This is a genomic window from Acinetobacter sp. L-24, from assembly GCF_056857555.1.
Genome location: NZ_JBSXNI010000048.1, coordinates 1 through 24,727, shown reverse-complemented (window position 1 = coordinate 24,727; position 24,727 = coordinate 1). Strand labels below are relative to the sequence as shown.

The window sequence follows — 24,727 nt, the reverse complement described above, 5'->3', positions numbered from 1 at the left end:
GCAATTAATTCTAATACAGGCTGAGTTTTTAAAGTGCTAAGTGTAGCTACTTATCAACTTTTTCTCTATGATGCGACAATAATTAATTGCGATAAAAGCATGATTGGTTAATGAGACAAATGAAGCATCACTTTAAAATAAATCCTCTAGCGACTGCGATCTTAACCCTTTTATGTGGCAGCTCAGCCTCCGGCTATGCTGCATCAAATGTCTCGTCCGATGTAAATGCAGAACAACTCAAACAGCGCATAAATGAGACCTATCCAGGTGAAGCATTCTTTTCGCAATACTATGTCGACAAATCCTCAGCTGAAGCACAGCAGCGGCAGGAAAAATACTTAAGTTCGGCTTATTGTGAAGGCACCTGGGTGACCCCGATTGCCCCAGATGCAGCAACCGTTGCGCCAGATCAGGCTACATCCACCATTACTGCAGATTATGGACACTACAATCCAGCAGGTGACTCTTATTTAGAAGGCAATGTCATCATTGACCAGCAAGGTCGCCAGATTCGTGCTGAACGCGTAACGATTGATCAAACCCAGACCTATGCCAAAGCAGAAGGTCGGGTACAACTTGCTCAGGGTGGCCTGCTCTCACAAAGTGATGATATTAATTATAATTTAAAGACCCAAGAAGGCGACCTAAATAACAGCTTCTATATTGCCGAGCAGCAACATGCGCATGGTCGGGCAGAAAAGATCGCCAGAACCTCGACCGAGACGGTAGAACTGGAAAATGCGACCTATACCACCTGTCCACCTGAGCAAAAACCAACCTGGAAAATCCAGGCAGAAAAGATCAAGCTGAACCAGGAAACTGGACGTGGTGAAACCCGCAATACCAAGCTATATGTTAAAGATGTTCCGGTCTTGGCAGTTCCCTATTTCAACTTCCCGATTGATGACCGCCGCACTACCGGTATTCTGACGCCGACATTTGGCTTTACCAATGATGGTGGTCTGGAACTAGGTGTTCCAGTTTACCTGAATTTAGCGCCGCAATATGATGCGACGATTACGCCGCGTTATATTGGCGATCGTGGGGTAATGCTGGATGGCGAGTTCCGTTATCTGACTGAGAATTATGGTGAAGGCCGTATTTGGGGAGGTTATTTACCTTCCGATGAAAGCTATAGCGACGAAGACCGTAAAAGCCTGCATTTCTTACATAACTGGCAGATCAATAATCAGCTCTCCACCAATCTTGAATATAACTACGCTTCAGACAAAGATTACTTTGCCGATCTGGATAATAACCCGAACTCTAAAACTGACCTGAACTTACGCCGTGCCTGGGAAGTCAATTATAAAAATGGTATTCCTGGCTTAAAGGCACAATTCAAAGTCGAAGATTTCCAGACCCTAGATCCAACCGTACTGGATGAAGATCGTCCTTATGCACGTCTGCCGCAGCTTTTAGTCAATTACAAAACTGGCAATCCATTGGGATTACAGCTTGAGTTTAATAACGACACAGCATATTTCCAGAAGGATCTGAGAAATTTCGCTGATACTGATCCAACGGGTGAGAAGGTATATCAACCGAGTGGTACACGGATCTATAATGACTTTTCCGTGCGTTATAATCATTTTACCCCGTGGTCATTCTTCATTCCTCAGGCGACTGTACGCAACATCAATACTTTCTATGATGAAAAAACCCAAAGCCGTAGCGCGTCTAGTGAAAATAATTCAATTGTGGTGCCACAATTCACGCTGGACACCGGCTTAATTTTTGAAAAAGAAGGTACGTATCTACAGACCTTAACGCCTCGTCTGTTCTATGCGTATTCACCTTATGAGAACCAGCAGAATCAGCCAAACTTTGATTCAGTCGTCGCTTCGATTAATTATGATCAACTTTTCAGTGCGCGTCGCTTTTATGGTAATGACCGCCTGGAAGACAATAACTTTGCCTCCTTAGGTCTGAGCTATAGCCTATTTAATGAAGAAGGTCTGGAGCGCCTGCGTGCCAGCGTTGGACAGAGCTTTTTCTTTGAAGATCGCCGTGTAACGTTGGAAAATGATGCAGATGAATTCGACCGTGAAAGTCATACTGGCCCTGTAATTCAACTGACCAGCCAGCTGTCAAATAATGTTCACGTTAATCTGAACTCAAGCTGGATGTCGAATGGATCGAATGCCCAACGAGATTTGCAGGTTTATTATACAGGTGAGCAAGGCAATCTTTATAACCTAGGCTATTTCTATCGCAAAGATATTCCGAACCGTCAAAAGAGCTATGATCATGTGGTGGGTTCATTTATCCAGCCGATTGCCAACAACTGGCGTCTGGTTGGACATGCCCAGTTTGACCTCGACAATAGTGTCGCACGGGAATATTTACTTGGCGTGAACTATGAGTCATGCTGTTGGGGAGTTTCTGTTTACGGTCGCTCATATTACAATGACTTAGACGACGTTAATGATTCAAGCATCAAAGCCAAACGCGCCATTATGGCCGAAGTCAGCCTGAAAGGCTTAGGTGGGTTAAGCAGCAAACTCACCTCATTACTAGAAAATCGTATTCTAGGTTTTAACAATATCAATCAAACTTGGACAGAACGTTAATGAAGACAAAACAGTTAAAACAAATTTTTAAAGCAACCGCACTTGCGCTATGCCTTTCTTCAGCGATGACGACTTTTGCTGTTGCCCAACCTAAAGATGAAGTTGTAGCTGTAGTCGACAATAGTATCATTCTACGTAGTGACCTGGCTCAAGGTGTAGCCGAAATCTCACATCAGCTGCAAAAACAGAAAAAGGCAGTTCCACCACAACAATATCTTGAGCAACAAGCTTTAGAGCAACTGATTATTCGTCAGGCACAGCTTGAACAAGTTAAACGTAATAATATTCGTCCAGATGAAAAAGCTTTAAATGAAGCCGTCCTGAAAGTTGCCCGTGATTCTGGTTCACCGAGTCTGGAAGCATTCCAGCAGAAACTGGATGCCATGGCGCCCAATACCTATGCTTCTTTACGTAACCGTATCGCTGAAGATTTAGCACTGAATCGTTTACGTCAACAAATCGTGACTTCACGTATTCAAATTACAGATCAAGATGTTAAAAACTTCCTAAATACCCCGCAAGGTCAAGCTTTGCTTGGCAGTCAGGTCCATGTACTGCATTTACGGGTAAGCGGTGAAAATGCTGAACAAATTGCAACAAAGGTAAAGCAAGAATTAAATAGCAGCAATGACATTCAGGCGATCAGCAAAAAGTACAGCACTGGCGGCGTTAAAGTCGAAGCTGCTGATATGGGTGTGAGAAACCTGTCAGAAATTCCAGCAGAACTGGCTGCACGCGTGACCACCCTGCAACCAGGTCAAACTTCTGAACTGATTCCTGTCGCTGATGGTGTACATGTTCTGAAGCTCTTGGAACGTAAAGGTGGCGAACAGAAAGCCCTTGTTCCTCAATATTTAACACGACACATTCTGATTCAACCGTCTGAAGTGGTCAGTCCTGAAAATGCCAAACAAATGATTGATAGTCTGTATAACCGCCTCAAACAAGGTGAAGATTTTACTGTTTTAGCTTCAACGTTCTCCAATGATACTGGCTCGGCTCGTGATGGCGGAAGTCTTGGCTGGGTTAGCCCAGGGGTAATGGTACCTGAATTTGAACAGCAGATGAAAAGCACCCCAGTAGGTCAGTTCAGTAAACCATTTCAATCCCAGTTTGGCTGGCATATTCTGCAAGTGAGTGAAACACGCCAACAAGATATGACACAGGAATATCAGGAACGTATGGCTCGCCAATTGCTTGGTGAACGTCAATTTGATGCCGAATTAGATAGCTGGTTACGTGAAACGCGCAATAATGCTTATGTAGAAATCAAAGATCCTCAACTGGATCCTAAACGTAACCGTTAAGCCTTACCATAATCCTAAAAAGCCAACGACATCTCGTTGGCTTTTTATTTAAAAAACTTAAAACGTACAGATATAAAAAAACCTCTCATATAGAGAGGTTTTTTAATTTTCAAACTCGATTAACGATTGTTTTCATCGTCTGAAGAGTCTTCAAATTTAGTGTCGTTGTCAAAACCAGTGCCTTGACCACCAAAGCCAGCACCTTGACCACCGAAGCCACCTTGACCACCGAAGCCGGCACCTTGACCACCAAAGCCGCCTTGACCACCAAAGCCACCGCCTTGACCGCCGAAGCCACCTTGACCACCGAAGCCGCCGCCTTGACCGCCAAAACCACCTTGACCACCGAAGCCGCCAGCACCTTGACCGCCACCAAAGCCACCTGCAGCACCTTGACCACCGAAGCCCGCACCTTGTGGACCAGCAGGCGCGCCAGCAGGACGTGGATTACGTGCAGGTACTACAGTTGAAATTGCATGCTTATAAACCATTTGGCTTACTGTATTTTTTAATAAAACCACGTATTGGTCAAAAGATTCGATATGACCTTGTAATTTAATACCGTTTACCAGGAAGATAGATACTGGGATACGTTCCTTACGGAGAGAATTCAAGAATGGATCTTGTAAAGTTTGACCTTTAGACATGTTATAACTCCAAAAAAATTAAAAATCAGCGCAAAAACTATCTCTATTTTTCAATTAAAAATTATAAAAAAGATAGTCCCTAAATTTTGCTTTATCCGTGACAGTTTCGCAAGTCTTCTTGAGCCTGCTGTAGGGTAAAATATGTTGTAAATTTATGCTTTTCTTGCAAAGACCTTAACCACGTATATTGACGTTTTGCAAGTTGTCGTGTCGCAAATAAAGCTTTATCCTCCATTTCCCGTTGCTTTTCCTTGGTTTTATCAGCATTTTTTAAGAATTCCATAGCCTGACGATAACCCACTGAACGCATGGAAGGTAAATTTTCATTAAAATCGTATTTTTCAATTAAATTCACAACTTCATTTAAAAAACCGCTTTTCCACATAATTTCCAGACGTTGTTCAATACGCCCATGTAATTCTAACCGATCTGGCATCAGTGCATAATTATGGAAACTGTAACGATATGGTAAGTTTTTAGGTTGTTCTGCCTGTAGTTTTGTAATCGGCTCACCAGTCAATTTAAAAACTTCCAAGGCTCGAATAATGCGCTGCTTGTCGCTAACCTTGAATTTTTCACCGGCAATCGGATCGACTGCACATAATTCTGCATAAACCGCTTCCCAGCCCTCCTGCTCACCCTTGGCTTCAATCTCTGCCCGGATAGCATAGTCTGCACTTGGTAGGTTATCTGACAAACCTTCAAGCAAGGCCTTAAAATACAGCATGGTTCCGCCAACCAGAATCGGGGTTTTACCACGCACATGAATATCATCAATCAGGCGGCAAGCATCTTCGACAAAGTTGGCTGCAGAATACACTTCAAGTGGACTAATAATATCAATCAGATGATGCGGATAGCGCGCCAGTTCCTCTTTGGAGGGCTTGGCTGTACCAATGTCCATTTCCCGATAAACCAGTGCAGAATCGACCGAAATCAGCTCAAATCCCCCTTGCTCATACAGTTCACATGCCAAAGCGGTTTTACCACTTGCAGTTGGCCCCATTAAATTGATGACCGGCAATTGATTGGACATGTAAAACTACTCTCCTCGAGCAAAAAGTTTATCTAGTTGAGCCAATGGAAAGGCGCGCCAGGTCGGACGACCATGATTACATTGACTGGCAAATTCGGTTTGTTCCATCTGCCGTAATAAAGCATTCATTTCAGACAAACTTAGGATACGATGCGCTCGCACTGCACCATGACAGGCCATTCCCGCCAAAATTTGGTCACGCTTCTGCAATAGGCTTTGTGCTTGATCCCCCGGATCTAAATCATTCAATAATTCAGGAATCAGGGCATCGAAATCGGCCTTGTGTAGAATAGCCGGTACACCACGTACGATAACTTGCTCATCACCATACTGATCAATTTCCAGCCCCAAACGTGCCAACTGCTCTTTCAGCTCTTCGACACGCATGGCCTGCATCCGGCTAATATTCACGACTTTTGGAATGAGCAATTGCTGTGATGTCCAGAATTCAGGTTTATCCCAAGCCGATTTCATTTGCTGCAAGACAATACGCTCATGCGCCGCATGCATATCCACAATAATCAGACCTTCGGTATTTTGCGCCAGAATATAAATGCCATGTAACTGGGCAATAGCAATGCCCAATGGATGCTCATCCACTTTAGTGTTTACATGTGTCTGAAAAGACTGCTCAGGGCTGAATATTTCGGTTTCCGAACTTTCTCTGAGCGGTGCTAAATAACTTTGCAAGGCATTATTCAGCTGCTGTGAACCAGAATAAGATTTACGGTAATCTTGGGAATAATGCACTGTTTGTGGACCTGAAGATGCAAAATCGGTCAGCACATCTGAAGTTTCATTTTCACTTAAGGCAGATGTCGTTCTCACCACCTGTGGCTGAGAATGCGCAGTCTGATGCAGGCTGAACTGTTCCTGATAACGCGGTTGCGGGGCCGTCAAGCCAGGCTGCTCATCCTGTTTCATTGCCTCGGCTAAATCTGCAGTTGCGGTTTGGAATTGTGCTAACGTTTCTTTGGCATAATGCCGTACGAACTCATGTACTTCTCGTTGATTCAGGAAGCGAATTTCATGCTTGGTCGGATGGACGTTTACATCCACATTTTCTGGATCAACTTCCAAAAACAGTAAATAAGCCGCATGCTGATGTCCATGCAAGATGCCCTCATAGGCCATCCGCAAGGCATGAGAAATGGTTTTGTCTTTGACAATCCGGCCATTCACATAGACATATTGCAGATCTGCCTGTGAACGCGCATCCGAAGGATGACCAAGCCAGCCAGACAAATGCATGTTTATACTGTCTGCATCCATCCAGTAGGCATTTTCAGTAAACTGGCGGCCAAGCAATTGCTGTACCCGCTGAAAACGCAAAGCGCCGCTATCCGCCACGGGTAAATTCAGTTTGATGCTTTCATTATGTTCTAGCACAAAACGGATATCAAAATGCGTCAGTGCCATACGGCGCACAATTTCTTCGATATGACCAAATTCAGTGCCCGGTTTTTTCAGGAATTTACGTCGTGCAGGCACATTAAAAAACAAATCCTGAACCCGAATATGCGTCCCTTTTGAAGCCGCGACCGCTTGAATTTCCTGATGATCAAAAGCCGTGCCATTGACTTCGACCTGATAACCGATGCCCTCGTCACTTTGACTGCTGATCATGGTCAGGCGTGAAACCGCTGCTATCGACGCCAGTGCTTCGCCACGAAAGCCCAGACTGCTAATCGCATACAGCTCATCAGCACTCTGGATTTTGCTGGTGGCATGACGCATCACGGCCAGCGGTAAATCCTCATGATGAATTCCGCGTCCATTGTCGATGATTTCAATTAAAGTACTGCCGCCCTGTTCGACCCGAATGATCAGCTCTGTCGCCCCCGCATCAATCGAGTTTTCCAGTAACTCCTTGACCACAGAAGCCGGACGTTCAATCACCTCACCTGCGGCAATCTGGTTGGCAAGTGCAGGATCAAGGGCACGAATACGGCGCAGACTTAAATCATTCGACATGTGAAAATTGACGCTCCAGAGCCTCTCGTAAAGCAAGATTCGATGAAATCAGGCTTGCAGTACGGGTAAGTTCATCTTCAGATTTTAAAATTTCAATAATCAGGTCAGCTTGCGGAATTTCATCACCACCTTTAGATGGCCATTCAAATAAAAATAGCGCACTCGGTGTTTCCAGGTAATCCCGGATGCCCATCAGTTCCAGTTCATACGGATCATTCAGACGATACAAGTCAAAATGAAAAATATCCTGACCATTAATTTGATAGGGTTCGACCAGTGTATAAGTTGGACTTTTCACTGAACCTTTATGACCCAACTGTTGCAAATAATAACGCGTTAAGGTCGTTTTTCCTGCCCCTAGGTCACCAATCAGATACACGACCCCCGCAGGGAAATTCTCCGCCAGAACCTTGGCCAGTTTTTGGGTATCGTCTTCATGATTTAAAGTGACACTAAATGAATAAGGCATATTACTCACGACATGATGCAAAAGAATAAATATGATAGCATCGCCACGCTTTAAAAGCCTATTCACCTGTGTGAGAAACTGTATTTTTTCACAGCATCTGCTCCTTAAGAGGTTAATCTGCCTGCCATGCAACCAACTGTTGAATTTAACCCGCCTATGCTCAATGGGGTCAGTGCCAGTAAAGTGTTTTTGCCAGCCAGTCCGGATGCACCTCTGACAGTTTTTGCTTATTTATGCACGCAATTTGCGCATATCGCAGCAGATGAATGGCAGTCCCGTTTCGCCGAAGGTCTGGTCTATGATGCTCAGGGCAATCAATTATCAACAGAAAGTCCATTTCAGCCCAATAGCCATTGTTTCTATTATCGCTTTTTGGCACATGAAGTGCATATTCCTTTTCAACATCAGATTTTATTTGAAAATGAGCATTTCATGGTGGTCGATAAACCGCATTTTTTGACCATGAGCCCGACCGGACAATATGTGCAGGAAACGCTACTGGTTCGTCTTAAAAAGCAAACCGGCAATGAGCATTTAACGCCCATTCACCGGCTGGATCGTGAAACGGCAGGTGTGGTCCTGATTTCCAAATGCGTTGAATCACGTGGCCTGTACCAGCAGTTATTTGCTACACGGCAGGTGCAAAAAACCTATCATGCGATTGCGGCGTATAATCCTAGTTTAAAATTCCCATTGGTCACACGATTGAGAATGCAAAAAGGTCAGCCTTTTTATACCATGCAAGTCCTAGACGGAACGCCGAATAGCGAGACGGCTATTGATCTGCTGGAACATAATACAGAATGGGCTAAATATGAGCTGAAACCGCATACTGGCAAACAACATCAATTACGGGTGCATTTGAATCATCTGGGTATTCCGATCCGTCATGATCCCTTTTATCCACAGGTAGCGCACAAGGCGGAAGATGATTTTTCTGCACCTTTAAGTTTATTGGCCAAACATATTCAATTTGTTGATCCGATCACGCAGAAAAGCATGAATTTCAGCTCGCAACTTGAATTGACACTGTAAATCGCTTGTCATTACAGATTATTTTCTAAAATCGGTCGCTTTAAGATTGAATTTCAAACGTAATTGATTAGAATAAAGGCGAAAAGTTAAGTAATTTAAAGCTTTAAAAATATTATGAGAAAAACTGAAGTTTATCAAATTCGCTTGGACTCGCAAGAGAAGAAACAAGCCTTTGCGGTATTTAAGCAATTGGGGATTACGCCAGCTCAGGCCGTGCGTCTTTTTTTCAAGCAAGTGGTGATTACCAAATCGATCCCCTTCTCGATTGAAAACCAGAATATCAACCTAGAACAACTGATTCGCCTGCGCAAGCTAAAACAAAATGAAGCGAAAACCGAGCAAAATGCGCTTTCCAGTTCTGCCCTGAATCTGCTGGATGATCAGGATGTCCAGTTGGATGATGATCATCTTGATTTATTTGAAGAACTGAATGCCATTTTGGGTGAAAGCGACAAAATTTAACATTGTTGCATTTCCGAACAATTTCTAAAGCCTGCCACTCCCAAACTTCGCTATGCTTGATGCTGATTATCAATAAAAAATTAGCTGGAGTATGCAATGCTCGTACGACGCGCCCAGTCAGCAGACCTGAATCAGCTGGCGGTATTATTTGATGAATATCGACAGTTTTATGGTACGTCTTCCAATCCTGAACTCTCTTACCAATTTTTAAAACAGCGTTTTGAAGATGGACAGACCGTCATTTTCATTAATACCAAAGATGATACTTTTACCGGCTTTATTATCCTGTATCTGGGTTTTTCTTCGGTGGCCTGCTCGACCTATTATATTCTGGATGATGTCTATATCACCCCGGTTTTTCGGCGTCAGGGCGCAGCCAAACAACTGATTGATACCGCGATTTTATTTGCCAAACATGAACAGGCCTTAAGAATCACTCTGGAAACCCAAAAGAATAATTATCAATCGCATAAATTGTACGAATCTATGGGATTTATCAAGGATGATGAATTTCAGACTTATCACTGTTTCCTGAAATAAGTCCTAATCTTTTCATCACATTTCAAGCGAATAAAAAATTTATTATTCCGAGCGGAATTTGGCCTGCGCCACCTGTTCAGCATTTAAATACAGCCATTCTCCTTCAGCCATTTCAGGCAAGGCCAAAGCACCAATCTGTGCACGGTGCAATTGTTCAACTTTATTGCCTACGGCAGCCAGCATGCGCTTCACCTGATGATAAACACCTTGATGAATGGTCATTTGCAGACGGTTCTCAGCCAATCGAGTCACTTCAGTAGCTGCAAAAATACCTTTTTCATTTCTTAATTCAACACCCTGTTTTAATTGCTGAATCTGTTCATCCGTGACTAGATCCGCAGTTTGCATCTGATAAACTTTAGCGACATGCTTTTTCGGATGTGTGAGCGCTTGCAGAAACTGTCCATCATCGGTCAGCAATAACAGTCCAGTGGTATCTTGATCCAGACGGCCTACACACTGAATCCCCCGATTTAGCAGAATGTCATCAAACAGGTCAAACACACTAAAATGATGCGTCGCCTGATGCGAACACTCGTAGCCTTGTGGCTTATTTAATGCGATATAGACTTTTTCCCGATAGGTATGACTTTTCCCATATACTTCGAAATTTAAGTTATTTAAATCCAGTTTATGTTTGGGATTATCAATCACTTCATCTTGAATTGAAACAGCACCATTTTTAATCAGTTGCTGACAATGCTTGCGGGAGCCGAAACCTTGTGACTGCAACATTTTTTCCAATAGCATCTGTTTATACCTGTATCGAGTGAAGACCTGTGCATTCTATCCTGAAACAGTCATGAATTTGGTTTCTTCCGCTGTTTTCTAGGTATCATGCGTTGAAAAGCTCTACAATAGCTTTATTTTTCACTCTATCTCTCCCCCTTATGTCGCAACTTGATTTGAATCTGATTGTTCTTTTGGTTTTACTGGCTTGCGGTATTTTCAGTCACAATAGTGCCGTCACCATTGCTGCAGCGGTGTTAATTGTTTTAAAAATCACGCCTCTCAGCAGTTTATTGCCTTATGTGCAGGCGCACGGTTTAAATATCGGCATTATTATTCTGACCATTGGTGTTCTGACACCGATTGCCAGTGGCAAAATTTCAGGAGAAAGTATTCTCAAATCTTTCCTGAGCTGGAAGTCTTTACTGGCAATCGCCATTGGGGTCTTTGTTGCGTGGCTGGGAGGACGTGGAGTGAAGCTGATGTCGAATCAGCCAGATGTGGTAGCCGGACTGTTATTAGGCACAGTGGCTGGTGTAGCAGTATTACGCGGTGTTCCAGTCGGTCCTTTAATTGCGGCTGGGATTTTATCGTTATTGATTAGTACACAATAAATGTACAAATCATCAGCGCGTATTCCCAGTATGCAATAATTTCTCAAAAATACATCACATGACCGGAAATATGCAGACCACCCGTTGATTATCTTGCGCTAAGCTCTAAAGCAATGCTTCAGGCTTGCTCAGAAGATACTATCAGATCAACGGAATACTTTATTAATTCAATCTTTTGAAACCAAGTCAAAGGAAAGTTATGATCTTTGAAGCTCTGACCTGATAAAAATTTGAAATTCAATAAATGACACACCCCAGTCTAATCTTTCAAAGCATAGACCAAACTTTCTATCGTCTGACCATTTTCCAAATATACTTTAACCGGGATACGTTGATATTCATCGCCTTCAAATGCATCCAGCTCATCCCAATATTGGGGAAGATTCTCGGATATGAATACATAACCCGGAACAATCTCTCCCGAATCACTGAGCTGAATACCCGGGCTACCCAGCTCAGCACCCCAACCACGCTGCTGCAAATACCCACGAATATAACCGGCTTTCCAGCTCCCCCCAATCCGCTCCATGACAGGAGCATTGGGTTGCTGCGGACGAAGCGTGCCGTATACGAATAAACTGTGCATCTTAAGAACTCTTAAACATCACTTTTAATGATTATTCTACAAATAGTAGTGCCAGACGCACTTGGTCATAAGCCATTTTAGGCGTGGTCAATTCCACAATCGGACGCAACTTAATAGAACCGTCATCATTAAAATGCTCCGAATTTTGACGCTTGGTCAGGCGTTTATAAATCTTGCGAACCTGCTCCACCACTTCCTCACCCGGATGTGCCAGCGAGATATCCAGCCCCTGCTCTTTATGCAAACGCCCCAAATGATTGATGATGGTTGCCGGGGTCAAACCACGTTCAGTCGCGATATCGGCAATTTCATAACCTTCTTCAAACAGTTCACGCGTTTCGTCTAGCGTTGCAGCGGCATAGCTTTGCTTACCCCCATTCTTGGAAATTTTCTTCTCATTGCGCTGGATTTCAACTTCATTCAAAGTCCCGCCACAATGTCGGATAAAGGCCTTATGCTGTGCCGTCAAATCGACATTTTCAAAATTCGCTTCGGCTTCATCAGAAAGTTCTTGAAAACGGCGATCGGCTTTAATTGCCAGACTATCGAGTTCCAAAGCCTGCTCATTAAAACCTTTTAATCGTAGGCCATTTAAGCTTTTCAAACGGGACAACGCGACATAGCCCTGTCCTTTTTCAAAAGTATGGCTCAGGTCAATCTCGGCAGCTTCCAGGGTCATGCCTTGTGATTTATGAATGGTAATCGCCCAGGCCAGACGCAATGGAATCTGCTGGAAACTGGCAATGGTTTTACCGGCCTCATTGTCTACCGACCAGGTTTCAGGCTCAACCACCAATGTAGTGCCATCGGTCAGTTTGACTTTAGGCAGCACACCATATTCATCATCTTCTTCAAAACTGATCACTTCGCCCAAACTGCCGTTGATATAACCCATATCAAAGTTGTTTTTCACAAACATGACTTTGGCATGTTTTTTCAGGGTTAAGGCTTCAGGCGCTCGCACTGACGATTTTAAAGTCTCGATCAGCTTTTCATTGCCATCGCACTGCGCATCAAACTGGCGTGGATCATTGTCAATTTCATTCAGATGTTTAAAGTTAATACTGTCCACATCCATATTATGCGTATACAGGCGCGTATAGGTATCGCCGATTTCTTGATGTCGCGTGGCCTGTAAAGCAGTGCGGTGTTCATGGCTAATCGCCTGCGCACGGATCGCATTCAGAATGTCATTCAAATAATCATTGCCCTGACGATGCTGCTCAGTTAGGTAGCAAACGCGAAACTTGGCTTCGACCCAGGCATCCGACATAAAGCAGAATTTGTCGCGGTTGCGCTCATCATTTTTACCGACTGGCGGTAACTGGAAAAAGTCCCCTGCTACAATCACCTGAATACCACCGAAAGCTTCATCACTTTCCTTGAAATATTTCAATACCTGATTGACCAGATTCAGCTGCTTGGCATGCAGCATTGAAATTTCGTCAATAATCAGGACTTGCGCATTTTCCAGATGTTCTTTTAAGTATTTGCGCTCTTTCATCCGCTTTAAGTCTTCTTCAGACAAAAAGTCTTTAATGCCAATGCCTGCCCAGGTATGAATAGTCATACCATTCATGTGTGTGGCTGCAATACCGGTCGATGCGGTAATCGCGACGGCGACCTTACGTGCCTTTAAATAATTAATATATTGATTCAGCGTATAGGTTTTTCCTGCACCGGCAGAACCGGTTAAAAAGACATTTTCTCCTGCTTTGAGTAACTTAAGGGCAGTTTCCTGTTTCATAAGAGCAATACCGTAAAAGAACGGCTATAGCCTAACGATTTTTAGCGGAAAAGTTAAGCGTCATGGAGGAAAACAAGCTGTATTGAACTGTCAGGCCTGCAAGTTGAGCCAGTTAATAAAATGCATGGCGATATTACTGTATTCAGCTTCTGCTTTCTGGTTATTCGGATATTCCAGCTGATCAAAAATCACCTGTCCATTCACCAATTGACATCCCAAGATCAAAGGTAAACGTACGGCAGGATGAGACATACGAAAGGCCACATACTGCCCTTCCACAATTTGCTGAGCATAGCTTGCCGCCAGACAGTTCCTGAAAATTTTAGATTCCTCTAAAATCCGATCCAAAGTTTTAAGCTCTTCAAAACGCCAGTTAAAATACAGTAAAAATGAAACCTGAGTGATTGGTGTCCAGTTCACCAGTTCGAACTGTTTTTTCAGCTTGGCGATCATTTCCTGCTTTTGAACCTGATCATGCCAGACGACCGCCTGATTAAACAAACTGGTCCAGCTCAGATTTTTCGGTATTTCTGTATGGCTGGAAAAATACTCTACCAGATAGTCACGCACATAACTGTCAAATAGCGACTCACGTACATGCCCGCTTTGCAAATAAAACAGCTGCCTGAACTCAGTAAAAGGAATGCGATAGCGGTGCAGAACATTATAGAAATCACGATTCTGCTGGCTTTGAGGCTGAATATACACCAGAACCTCATCGGGTAAATGCGCCGTAATTTTATATAAATGCTGCATATACGCCTGCATCACCCGGCTCAAGTTCAGATAAACCTTTTTAGTCAGCTGATCATCCATTTTAACCACATTGCGCAGCAGCTCCATCCATTCGTCCAGATACAGGATTGAAGGGCTAATCGCAATCCGCTGATCCTCAATCGATTGGCGTGTGCCTTTTAATACCACCGCCTGATTATACTGATGCTGAAACCAGTCATGCTGGATGGCATATTCATGCATGCTATGAATAAACAATCGCGCCGAGACATATTGAAAATATTGTAAAGTCGCCAGAATAATCTGTGGATGTATATGATGGCTGTCTATAAAACTTAAGGCCGTTACTGCGACCCGCACACTGCTATGCTGGATATTATTACTAATCCAGTCCAGTACCTCGGCCGGTTGCTTAAAGATCCAGTTCACGGCACGATGACAATCAAATAGTGGCAATCGGGCTACTTTTTTCTGCCATAAATACGGATGATTTTCCAGGAAATTCCGTTTGGATAATAAATCATCCCGATGCCACACGTCCCGGTTCATCAATCGGACAAAACCGAGCAAATTACTTTGCTCCTCAGCATGCCGATATAGCAAACAGATATCATCAGTATGATCATTCAATTCATGCAGATTAAAGCGCTCTTCAAAAGACAGCGACATAATCCGGAACAGTGCCGGAGGCAAAAACTGTGCGGCGCTAAAACAGAACTCATCCAGACTGTCTATCAATGACTGGATCGACAGGAATTCATCCTGCTGTAGACACTCCAAAGAAAAAGCCTGTTGCAAGCTTTCAAGAATCTGCTGTGGAATCTCTTGTTCATCCTGAATAAAGTTTTGCATGACAGGTGCTGTATACAACCCGGCCTTGATCAGCTGCTGGTCGATAATCTCAGCTTGAACAATCGACATTTGCTGCAAAAATTCGGACACCCGTTCCAGGCCATTAACCCACGCATAAACCTGGGCCAGGATAAGCTGACGTAACTGTTTGGCTTTGTCGCGTAAATACAGCGAATGCTGTGGTTTTAAATCGCCAGTCAGGAAATAGATATCCTGTAAAAAGAATTCCTCCAGGGCTTCTGCCTTACATTGCTGAAAATAAAAATGACTGTCAACCAAAGCAGGTGCAGCTCCAGAGTCTAGTGCATAGGGAGTATGAAACTGGATATAAAACAGACCATCCAGCAATTCAATCCGGCACTGATCCTGCTGAATTTTTATTAAATTTTGTGCATTCAGATGACCAATTATTGCCATCTGATCAAGATAAAGCTGGTTCAGCTCTGGAGAAATCCGTAAACATTGTTGTGCCAATAACCTTAAAGATGCTACCAAGCTTTCCTGTTCCATACGTACACCTCGGTCATCTTAGAATCATCTTATTTTTATATTGGATCATGCTGAGTCCTTGATCGCCAATCAGTGAACACTTAAAAATACATTATGGCATCACTTGCACTATAAAACCGTCCATGCATCCTCATTGCTAAAAATAGAACATTTCAATAGATCATAGCCTAGATTTTACAGGAAGAATTTTTCTTTTTTAGTCTTGCTGACGTAGCGCCTTAAGCTCGGCCAAGCCGGTATAAATATGTTGCTGCAAGCTGTGTCGAAATGCAATCAGCTCTTCCTGAGTCTGAACCTGAGCAATCGATTGTCGCGGCATAAACTGAAAATAAAATGGCAGGCGTTTTGGGAATAATCGTTTAGGCAAAGATGGAATCACATCGCCCTGACGTAATAATTTATTGAGTTGCGGTACTTTGAGGAGTTTTTGAAAACATTTATGCTGGATGATCTTATTGGCATCAAAGCCAATCTCGTAGACTTCATCCCCACCGAGCGCGGCAAAAGGGACAATATCATAGTTAAATTCCTGAGCCAGCTTTAAAAACCCGTAGCGTTGTTTCCAGATCAGTTGATACTGTTCACCCTGACGTTTAAGTACTTCGCGTCCACCTCCCGGAAAGACCAGAATAGAATAACCCTGCTGCATCACAGCACGTACATAATGCTGGATACCATCGACTGCCCCAAACTTCTTCACGGCTTCACGCCATAAGGGCACATAAAAATGGCTATGATCCGCAATGCTGACCACAGCCACCTTATGTTCGTTATAGAGGTAATCAATCAGCATCGGCGAATCAAAGATGCCGTACATGGAATGATTACCGACATACATTGCAGGCCGACTGGCATCAATATATTCAGCCCCTAAAAAGGTAGGGGTAAAATATAATTTGGATAAGGCACTTAAGCGTCTAATCCATTGCCCATCATGTTTGACCTGCAAGCTGTCTGCTCCCTATCTACTCCGGATTATGCCACGCGTTTTTGGACCAGAATCGAACCTACTGAATAACCCGCACCAAATGAACACAACACGCCATATTCACCATCTTCAACTTCATGTGCAGTACGATGCAAGGCAATGATCACCCCGGCAGAAGACGTGTTGGCAAACTCGTTCAGAATGATCGGTACCAGACCAGGTTTGGCATTTTCTTTACCAACCACCAGTTTCAGGATCAGTTCATTCATGCTGGCATTGGCCTGGTGTAACCAGAAGCGTTTAACACCTGTCGGCTCAATCTGATTCTTTTCCAGTTGCGCAGTAATCATTTTCGCAACCAGTGGACAGACTTCTTTAAATACCTTACGACCATCCTGACGGAAACGTTTGTCGTCAATGTCAGCATTTTCAGAAGTATTCAAGAAACCAAAGTTATTGCGGATGTTATTCGAGAACTGGGTAAACAACTCAGAATCCAGAATTTCAAAACCGGTTTTGCTGTCGGTATTTTCAATAATTGAAGCGGTTGCCACATCACCAAAAATAAAGTGACAGTCACGTGAACGGAAATCGGTATGTGCAGAGGTAATTTCCACATTCACCAATAACACACGGCGCGCGCCTGCTTTGATCGCATCATAAGCCTGTTTCAGACCAAATGTTGCTGCAGAACACGCCACGTTCATGTCATAGGCATAGCCTTTGATACCTAGAGCGGTTTGAATCTCGATCGCTACGGCAGGATAAGCACGTTGCAAATTCGAGCATGACAAGATCACGATATCAATGTCTTCGGCAGTCACACCGGCATTTTCCATCGCCTGTTTGGCTGCGATTACGCCCCATTCTGCTTGCAGTGAAATTTCATCATCTGCACGTTCACGTAAATTAGGACGTAAGCGTTTTGGATCAAGAATACCTGATTTTTCTACGACATAGCGGCGTTGTACGCCAGATGCTTTTTCAATAAAGTCTGCGCTAGAACCACGACGCGCTTCAACTTCGCCTGCAGCGATTTTGTCAGCATTTTCGTGATTAAACAGTTCCACATAAGCATTTAAACTTTCAACTAATTCTTCATTGGTGATGACATGTTCCGGATGGAATAAGCCAGTACCCGTAATGCGGATGCCCATGTAAAATTCCTTATCTGAATTACCTATATCTTAACTGATTCCAAGACGATCCCATACTTTTTGCAAGCGAGTTGGAGACACAGGTGCTTTTGTTTTCATCGGTTGTGAAAACAATGAGATTCTTAACTCCTCGACCATGAAATACAATTCTTTCAGGCGAGGGTCATCTTTAAACTTGAATAATTTTTCCATCCATTGATCAATTTGGTCAATGGCGGAATTGTCCCTTTGTAGATTATTGGGCAAGCGCTCCAAACGCAAGATCAAGGCTTTCAAATAACGTGGAAATTCGATCCATACATCGGAAGGTTTACGATACACAAAGTCAGAAAGGCTCATTAAATCAAGTTGATCTTCAATATCATTGATATTTTTTTCAAACACAGAATGATCTAAAACCAATAATTTCCGGCGGATTTCCTGCCACTGGATATAAATATCCGTGATCTCTTTCAGGGCAACTTGGCCATAAGTCAAGAAAGATTTTTTTACATCTTCAACCAGTTTTTGGAACTCTTGCGCATTGACAGGTAATTCATTAATAGACATGTGCAGTGTGGCATAAACTAACATTTGTTCCAGTTGTGCCTTATCACCGAGTGGTGAATAAGCCAGCGCCAGAGGTTTGGAAATCTGTTTTTTCAACTGGCGGGTCAAGTCTCCGAGTTGCATATGCACCAGTCGGATCACTCCTTCACGATGTTTTTTGATCGCTTCAGCCTGATCATTAAAAGTCTGAATCACCACACCCGATTCATCTTTCTGCTCCAGGGCAGAAAAAGCTTTAGTCGGAACCAGCGCCTGGTACTGCTTGACCACGACACCGGTGACTTTTTGTGAGGCTTCAAATACAAAGCTTTCCGGGAAGGTTTTAAATTCACCTTTAAGCTGTTTGACCGGACTATGCGTTTCAGTCCGACAGCGCGCTTTCAGCTCGGCAAGATCACGCCCCTGCTCAATGACACGACCTTTTTCATCAGTCACTTTAATAAAAGGCAACAGATATTGGTCTACCCGGTCAAAGCTGAAATCTTTCTCCGTGATTTGTTCGCCTCGCAGCTGGAATGCCAAGAAACTAAAAATATGTTTCTGTAAATCCTGCGCATCTACTTTTGCCATGAGTTTTTGTGCAGTATCCGGAATCGGCACCAGATTACGGCGCTTATCCTTCGGCAAAGCTTTTAGCAATGCTTCAATCAGATCCAGACGCCAACCCGGAATCCCCCATGACCAGATACCTTCATCGACCTGGGCCAAGGCTTGCAGGGGAATTTTAACTGTCGCGCCATCTTCATCATGACTCGGGTCAAAACGATAGGTTGCAGCCAGACGCAGGCTACCATTGTGCAAATAGTCCGGAAATTGTTGTGTCGTCGGCCGGTCATTCAGCCATAGCGCATCATCATCGACAAATAAATAACGCGGATTCTGAGGCTCAACCGTGGCACGCCAGTCTTCAAAAGTACGACGGCTGGCCACTTCAGGCGGCACTTTCGAGGCATAGAACTGGTAAATGGTTTCTTCATCAACCACCAGATCACGACGGCGTAATTTGTCTTCTACTCGCTCGACTTCTTCCAGTTTAAGCAAGTTATGCTTTAAAAATGGTGGAGTAATGCCTAAATGCCCAGTGGTTAAAGCATCCCGCAAGAAAATTTCATGTGCGGCCGCCTGATCTACTTTTTCATAATTGATTGGGCGTTTCGGCTCAATAATCAGACCAAATAATGAAATCTGATCATAGGCATTCACCACACCGGCTTTTTTCGACCAGTGCGGTTCAAAATAATGATGCTTGAGCAAGTCACGCGCGGCCAGCAGAATCCATTCCGGCTCAATCTTGGCTAGGGTACGCAAATACACCTGGGAAGTCTCGACCATTTCAAAGGCCATCACCCACGGCGTATTGGTCTTGTGCAAGGTAGAAGCTGGGAAAATCCGTGCTTTTTGCTGACGCACCGCCATAAAAACATTACGCTCATCGGTCTTGTTGGCGATAAATGATAAGAGACCGGTCAACAAGGCACGGTGCAGATTCTCATAACTGGCTTTATTTTCATTAAATGACAGTTTTAAACCCTTAGCCAAATCCACCAGCTGCTCATGAGTTTTCTTCCATTCACGTAAACGCAGCCAGCTCAGGAAGTGATTACGCGCAAAAGTACGGCGCTTATTTTCACTCATGCTTTCGCGATTATTGTGTAGCGTTTCCCAAAGCTTGATATAGAACAGGAAATCAGAATCGGCTTCACGGAATAGTGCATGTTTCTGATCCGCCTGCATCTGCTTGTCCGCAGGGCGTTCACGCGGGTCCTGAACTGCAAGTGCGGCCACAATCACCAGCACTTCATTCAGCACGCCAAAATGTGCACCACCAAGAATCATGCGGGCCAGACGTGGATCGATCGGCATTTTCGCCATTTGCTGACCGATCTTGGTTAAGCCACTGCTTTGAAGTCTCCCTTTCTCAAAGGGTGAGGCGTTATGCGACGCAAGAGAGGGATTTGCTTGATCATCTTCAGTTTTAGGAGAATTTTTCTCAGCCATTGCCCCCAGTTCAATGAGGAGCTTGCGGCCATCATTGACCAAACGATGATCTGGTGGTTCGATGAAATCAAAATCTTCGAGTGAACCCAAGCTCAGACTTTGCATCTGCAAAATTACAGATGCCAGGTTGGTTCGCTTTATTTCTGGTTCGGTAAACTCAGGACGGCTCAGGAAGTCTTCCTCAGAATACAGACGTATACAGACACCCGGCGCAATACGACCACAACGACCTTTACGCTGGTTCGCGGCTGCCTGAGAAACGGCTTCAATTGGTAGACGTTGCACCCGTGAACGATAGTTATAACGCGAAATACGGGCAAAACCGCTATCAATCACATACCGGATATTCGGAACGGTTAAAGCTGTTTCTGCTACGTTGGTGGCAATAATAATGCGTCGCCCGCCACCAGAAGGATTAAAGATTTTCTGCTGTTCGGCCAGCGCCAGACGCGCATATAAAGTTAATACTTCCGTATGGCGTGGCCCATGTTTGATCAGGGTTTCCTGTAACTCGCGAATTTCCTGCTCGGTACTGGCAAAAATCAGGATATCGGCATGTTCGGGATGACCTTTTTCCTGTGCATCCTGAAAGCATTCTTCGACTGCTTTGACCACAGCGCGAGGCAGGTTTTCTTCAAAATCATCAAACTCATCATCATCACTACCGCCAATGCTCATTTCCGAGATCGGGCGATAACGCAGCTCTACCGGGAAGCTGCGGCCTTCCACTTCAAAAATTGGTGCACCATTAAAGTAACTGCTAAAACGGTTTACATCCAGGGTTGCTGAAGTAATGATGACTTTCAGATCGGGACGACGTGGCAATAGCTGCTTCAGATAACCCATAATGAAGTCGATATTCAGCGAACGTTCATGCGCTTCATCAATAATAATCGTGTCATATTTGGTCAGGTATCGGTCATGCGTCAGTTCGGCCAGTAAAATACCGTCTGTCATCAAACGCACAATTGAGTCTTGTGAACCCTGTTCCGTAAAACGTACTTTAAAGGAAATTGATTCACCGAGTTTTTCGCCAACTTCTTCGGCAATACGCTGTGATACGCTGCGGGCTGCCAGTCGACGCGGCTGGGTATGTCCGATCATTCCGGTCAGGCCACATCCAGCCAGCATAGCAATTTGCGGTAACTGGGTGGTTTTACCAGAACCGGTTTCGCCAGCCACAATAATCACCTGATGCTTTTGAATCGCGGCAATCAGCTTATCAGTGTACTGAGTAACCGGTAGATCCTGATTCAGCTTGATGTTCGGAAGACGTTCAAGCCGTTGCCGTACTTTCAGATTGGATTTTTCAAATAATTCCTGATACTGCTTGGCATCTGCGTCTTTCCCCTTTTTCAGTCGATTTAAACGGTGACGGTCACGCGCCATTATCCATTGATCTACATTTAAATGACTCTGCACAGAGAAAACACCCACATCAAAAAACAGGAAAGGTTTATTTTACTTGGTTCATTAGATTTCAGATAGTCGTAGTTCTGTTAAGTGCCGGACAAATTGGCTTTGGCTGCCTGATTTCCCTCAATTCAGCGCCATAAACCTATCAAAATATCTATATGACACGCTTGAATTTTCCTGAGTAGATTTAATCATCAGTTTAATTTTGAAATTGATATTTAAATTATTTTGCGGAAAACATGCTTTTTTCCTGATTCACCCTTGAATTTTTTGGTTTCAACATCATGTTTGCTAGCACGAGGAAAAAGAGATAATTTTGTCATCAGGCCATCATCTTGATGCTGCTCAATGAACAAAGCGATTTTGCCGAAGTGGCGCGTTTTTACTTAATTCGGTTTTTCCGATGTTTGTAATGTAAAAATACCATTTTAGCATCAACCAAAATTTCGATACTCTTATTCAAAATCAAAGACTACCTCAATCATGGAGACAATGATGAGCTTAATTAATACTGAAGTTAAACCATTTAAAGCAACTGCATTCCAAAACGGCAAATTCATTGAAGTTACTGAAGCTGACCTGAAAGGCAAATGGTCTGTTGTATTCTTCTACCCAGCTGACTTCACTTTCGTTTGCCCGACTGAACTTGGTGACCTTGCTGACAACTACGCTGAATTCCAAAAACTAGGCGTTGAAATCTACTCAGTTTCTACTGACACGCATTTCACTCATAAAGCTTGGCACGATTCTTCAGAAGAAATCAAAAAAATCCAGTATGTAATGGTTGGCGATGCAAACTGGACTCTTGCTAAAAACTTTGACGTATTAATCGAAGCTGACGGCCTTGCTGATCGTGGTACTTTCGTGATCGATCCAGAAGGTAAAATCCAAATCGTTGAAATCAACGCTGGTGGTATCGGCCGTGATGCTCAAGAACTTCTTCGTAAAGTTAAAGCAGCTCAGTATGTACATGCTCACCCAGGCGAAGTTTGCCCAGCTAAATGGAAAGAAGGCGATGCAACTCTTGCTCCTTCTATCGACTTAGTTGGTAAAATCTAATTTTAATTAGATTGAACTGATTCAAAAAACCACGCTTTTTAGCGTGGTTTTTTATAGTTTGAACTTTTATGTCAGCACAATACTGGATTTTATTTTTTAAAATTATTTTATTAGAACTTAAAATATTATAGTCCTATTTTTTTCTTGATCCATCATATAAAAATTCAGGCATATCTTTTGCTTCACTTTCCCATAATCCTTACCCATTCTTACAATTGAGCTATACATCTGCAGAGCCATATGGCATAAGTTCAAATGATAAGATAAGAAATATTCAGTGGAGGAACGCATATGCAAAAACTGCTTACCGTGATTTCTTGGAAATACAATCCCTCAAGCCGCCACCTGAAAATTGTATACAGTAATGGTCATACCGAGCTGTATCATCCCGTACCTGAATTTATTTATGACAACTTACTAAGACGCCAAGACAAAGCCGCATTCGTGGAAAAGTATCTCGAATATAATTTACATTTTAATAAAATTTGCATGGATTAGAGCCAATCAAATTAACGCAATCCCACCATCAGCAAACCTGCGCCTATGGGTACAATACTCATGATAAAACGTGGGTCTTGCTGAATTAAGGCAATAAACTCTTCGACTTCTGCTGCATGTGAAATGACATTATCAACTACTAGTAACCCGCCCTTTGCTTTAAGTAATCGACTCAAATGTGGCCAGTAACTGACATAAGCATCTCGTTCAGCATCTAACAGGATAAAATCAAATATTTCCTTTTCTGCCTCCAGATAAACCTGAGCATCAATTACTTTAAAATTGATTAAATCTGCAAGATCTATTTCTGTCGCATATTGCTTTGCCTGAGCAACCCGTTCTGCATCAACTTCAAGAGTTGTAATCATGGCTTGAGTCTGCCGAGCCGCTTCTGCCAGCCATAAAGTGGAATAACCGGTAGAGGTGCCAATTTCCAGAATATTTTTGGATTGTTGCGCACGAATCAGCATAGATAAAAATCGGCCTGATTCTGGCTCTATATTGCGATATCGGTGCAGGCGATCTGCCTGTTTAAGGTCATGCCTATGAAATTTTTCATATAATTCTTGCATGAATCTTTCAAATTTATCTGAATTTTGCATCACTCTTCCCTGAGTCTGTTTGGCTTAAAGTGCCTGAATCAATTTAAAGCGTTCTACTTCACGATCATCGTGGGTAGTAATGGTCTCAGTGAACATCGTTAAAGGACGTACCCAAATTGAATAATCCCCATAAAGACATTGATAAACCACTAGCTTTTCTTCAGTTTCACTGTGCGTGGCGACATGAAACACCTGATAAAGCTGTCCCTTATAATGTTGATAAATACCGCGTTGTAATTCCATCATTCAATTCTCAAATATCTTGTTTTAATCTTAGCTGAAAATCCTTATTCTTGCTCTAAACTACTTGAAGATTAATCTTTCGACCCCATATAGAACTTTGAAATTAATAATGAATTTTTCAACAAATCTGTAAATCCGATCAATAAAATAAAAACAAACTGTTTTAACTATTTATTCAATTCATTTAATATCCTGTTATCAAATAAACATTTACTCCTTTGGAGACGTTAGCAATGTTAGACCGAAATACTTCAGCTCAACTTAAAACCCTATTAGAACGCCTGGAAGGCCCAATTGAACTGGTCGCCACTCTGGATAGTTCTGACAAATCAGCCAAAATCCAGGAACTGGTGTCCGAAGTGGCTGCACTGTCTGATCTGGTCACTGCACGCTTTGACGGAACCAATAAACGTGCGCCAAGTTTCGGGATTGCAAAAGCTGGTGAAGAGCCACGCGTATTC

Annotated in this window: 21 protein-coding genes and 1 pseudogene; 9 read left to right on the top strand and 13 right to left on the bottom strand. The window is 43.3% G+C overall.

Annotated elements, in window-relative coordinates; all coding sequences use genetic code 11:
- The first annotated feature begins 119 nt into the window (after positions 1 to 119).
- Together AC13CK_RS15815 and AC13CK_RS15810 are read left to right on the top strand one after the other, a co-directional pair.
- Positions 120 to 2,573, top strand: coding sequence for an LPS-assembly protein LptD (locus AC13CK_RS15815; protein ID WP_409665521.1), 2,454 nt, complete (start codon positions 120 to 122; stop codon positions 2,571 to 2,573).
- On the top strand, positions 2,573 to 3,880 hold the full coding sequence (locus AC13CK_RS15810; protein ID WP_482831305.1) for a peptidylprolyl isomerase: 1,308 nt from the start codon (positions 2,573 to 2,575) through the stop codon (positions 3,878 to 3,880). The genes AC13CK_RS15815 and AC13CK_RS15810 overlap by 1 nt, the downstream gene beginning before the upstream one ends.
- A 119-nt stretch (positions 3,881 to 3,999) precedes the next feature.
- Here AC13CK_RS15810 and hfq read toward each other — a convergent pair whose 3' ends face one another.
- The 4 genes from hfq to tsaE all read right to left on the bottom strand — a co-directional run bounded on the left by hfq (position 4,000) and on the right by tsaE (position 8,006).
- A complete protein-coding gene (hfq, locus tag AC13CK_RS15805; RefSeq protein WP_004278899.1) occupies positions 4,000 to 4,527 on the bottom strand; it encodes an RNA chaperone Hfq in 528 nt (175 codons plus the stop codon).
- Positions 4,528 to 4,618: 91 nt separating this feature from the next.
- Complete coding sequence (gene miaA, locus AC13CK_RS15800) at positions 4,619 to 5,563, bottom strand: tRNA (adenosine(37)-N6)-dimethylallyltransferase MiaA (RefSeq protein WP_004645483.1); 945 nt, start codon at positions 5,561 to 5,563, stop codon at positions 4,619 to 4,621.
- 6 nt (positions 5,564 to 5,569) lie between these two features.
- Positions 5,570 to 7,537 (bottom strand): DNA mismatch repair endonuclease MutL, encoded by a 1,968-nt coding sequence (mutL, locus tag AC13CK_RS15795; RefSeq protein WP_425879859.1) that lies wholly within the window; start codon positions 7,535 to 7,537, stop codon positions 5,570 to 5,572.
- Positions 7,527 to 8,006: a tRNA (adenosine(37)-N6)-threonylcarbamoyltransferase complex ATPase subunit type 1 TsaE gene (gene tsaE / locus AC13CK_RS15790; protein WP_219310036.1), complete on the bottom strand. Its 480-nt coding sequence runs from the start codon at positions 8,004 to 8,006 to the stop codon at positions 7,527 to 7,529. Before tsaE ends, mutL begins: the two co-directional genes overlap by 11 nt.
- Before the next feature lie 126 nt (positions 8,007 to 8,132).
- On the opposite strand from tsaE, the gene AC13CK_RS15785 reads away from it, so the two are divergent.
- The 3 genes from AC13CK_RS15785 to AC13CK_RS15775 all read left to right on the top strand — a co-directional run bounded on the left by AC13CK_RS15785 (position 8,133) and on the right by AC13CK_RS15775 (position 10,043).
- Positions 8,133 to 9,041, top strand: coding sequence for a pseudouridine synthase (locus AC13CK_RS15785; protein WP_482831304.1), 909 nt, complete (start codon positions 8,133 to 8,135; stop codon positions 9,039 to 9,041).
- A 114-nt stretch (positions 9,042 to 9,155) separates the two neighbouring features.
- Positions 9,156 to 9,503, top strand: a complete 348-nt coding sequence (locus AC13CK_RS15780) for a type II toxin-antitoxin system RelB/DinJ family antitoxin (RefSeq protein WP_253146241.1) — start codon at positions 9,156 to 9,158, stop codon at positions 9,501 to 9,503.
- Between the two features lie 96 nt (positions 9,504 to 9,599).
- Entirely contained in the window at positions 9,600 to 10,043 is a 444-nt protein-coding gene (locus AC13CK_RS15775; RefSeq protein ID WP_004278907.1) for a GNAT family N-acetyltransferase, read from the top strand.
- 42 nt (positions 10,044 to 10,085) lie between these two features.
- Here the strand turns inward: AC13CK_RS15775 and AC13CK_RS15770 are convergent, their stop codons facing one another.
- Entirely contained in the window at positions 10,086 to 10,793 is a 708-nt protein-coding gene (locus tag AC13CK_RS15770; protein WP_425879861.1) for a pseudouridine synthase, read from the bottom strand.
- 140 nt (positions 10,794 to 10,933) lie between these two features.
- Between AC13CK_RS15770 and AC13CK_RS15765 the strand changes: the two genes are divergently transcribed.
- A complete protein-coding gene (locus tag AC13CK_RS15765; RefSeq protein ID WP_004645490.1) occupies positions 10,934 to 11,386 on the top strand; it encodes a DUF441 domain-containing protein in 453 nt (150 codons plus the stop codon).
- Between the two features lie 259 nt (positions 11,387 to 11,645).
- Here AC13CK_RS15765 and AC13CK_RS15760 read toward each other — a convergent pair whose 3' ends face one another.
- The 6 genes from AC13CK_RS15760 to hrpA all read right to left on the bottom strand — a co-directional run bounded on the left by AC13CK_RS15760 (position 11,646) and on the right by hrpA (position 21,870).
- Positions 11,646 to 11,972 (bottom strand): gamma-glutamylcyclotransferase family protein, encoded by a 327-nt coding sequence (locus tag AC13CK_RS15760; protein WP_085064566.1) that lies wholly within the window; start codon positions 11,970 to 11,972, stop codon positions 11,646 to 11,648.
- A gap of 31 nt (positions 11,973 to 12,003) precedes the next feature.
- Positions 12,004 to 13,719 carry an AAA family ATPase gene (locus AC13CK_RS15755; protein ID WP_129716622.1) on the bottom strand — a complete coding sequence of 572 codons (1,716 nt, stop codon included), beginning with the start codon at positions 13,717 to 13,719 and terminating at the stop codon, positions 12,004 to 12,006.
- A gap of 90 nt (positions 13,720 to 13,809) precedes the next feature.
- Positions 13,810 to 15,816: a hypothetical protein gene (locus AC13CK_RS15750; protein ID WP_482831303.1), complete on the bottom strand. Its 2,007-nt coding sequence runs from the start codon at positions 15,814 to 15,816 to the stop codon at positions 13,810 to 13,812.
- A gap of 196 nt (positions 15,817 to 16,012) precedes the next feature.
- Complete coding sequence (locus AC13CK_RS15745; RefSeq protein ID WP_425879863.1) at positions 16,013 to 16,765, bottom strand: 1-acyl-sn-glycerol-3-phosphate acyltransferase; 753 nt, start codon at positions 16,763 to 16,765, stop codon at positions 16,013 to 16,015.
- Between the two features lie 26 nt (positions 16,766 to 16,791).
- A complete protein-coding gene (locus AC13CK_RS15740; RefSeq protein WP_004278914.1) occupies positions 16,792 to 17,901 on the bottom strand; it encodes a beta-ketoacyl-ACP synthase III in 1,110 nt (369 codons plus the stop codon).
- Between the two features lie 30 nt (positions 17,902 to 17,931).
- Complete coding sequence (gene hrpA / locus AC13CK_RS15735; RefSeq protein WP_425879864.1) at positions 17,932 to 21,870, bottom strand: ATP-dependent RNA helicase HrpA; 3,939 nt, start codon at positions 21,868 to 21,870, stop codon at positions 17,932 to 17,934.
- A gap of 489 nt (positions 21,871 to 22,359) precedes the next feature.
- On the opposite strand from hrpA, the gene ahpC reads away from it, so the two are divergent.
- Both ahpC and AC13CK_RS15725 read left to right on the top strand, forming a co-directional pair.
- Positions 22,360 to 22,923 carry an alkyl hydroperoxide reductase subunit C gene (gene ahpC, locus AC13CK_RS15730; protein WP_004278916.1) on the top strand — a complete coding sequence of 188 codons (564 nt, stop codon included), beginning with the start codon at positions 22,360 to 22,362 and terminating at the stop codon, positions 22,921 to 22,923.
- Between the two features lie 291 nt (positions 22,924 to 23,214).
- Positions 23,215 to 23,421, top strand: coding sequence for a KTSC domain-containing protein (locus AC13CK_RS15725; protein WP_004278917.1), 207 nt, complete (start codon positions 23,215 to 23,217; stop codon positions 23,419 to 23,421).
- An 11-nt stretch (positions 23,422 to 23,432) separates the two neighbouring features.
- Here the strand turns inward: AC13CK_RS15725 and AC13CK_RS15720 are convergent, their stop codons facing one another.
- Positions 23,433 to 24,023 carry an O-methyltransferase gene (locus AC13CK_RS15720; protein ID WP_425879865.1) on the bottom strand — a complete coding sequence of 197 codons (591 nt, stop codon included), beginning with the start codon at positions 24,021 to 24,023 and terminating at the stop codon, positions 23,433 to 23,435.
- A 24-nt stretch (positions 24,024 to 24,047) separates the two neighbouring features.
- Complete coding sequence (locus AC13CK_RS15715; protein ID WP_004278919.1) at positions 24,048 to 24,266, bottom strand: DUF1653 domain-containing protein; 219 nt, start codon at positions 24,264 to 24,266, stop codon at positions 24,048 to 24,050.
- Positions 24,267 to 24,499: 233 nt separating this feature from the next.
- Here AC13CK_RS15715 and AC13CK_RS15710 point away from each other — a divergent pair.
- Positions 24,500 to 24,727: pseudogene (locus AC13CK_RS15710) on the top strand (alkyl hydroperoxide reductase subunit F); the annotation flags it as partial.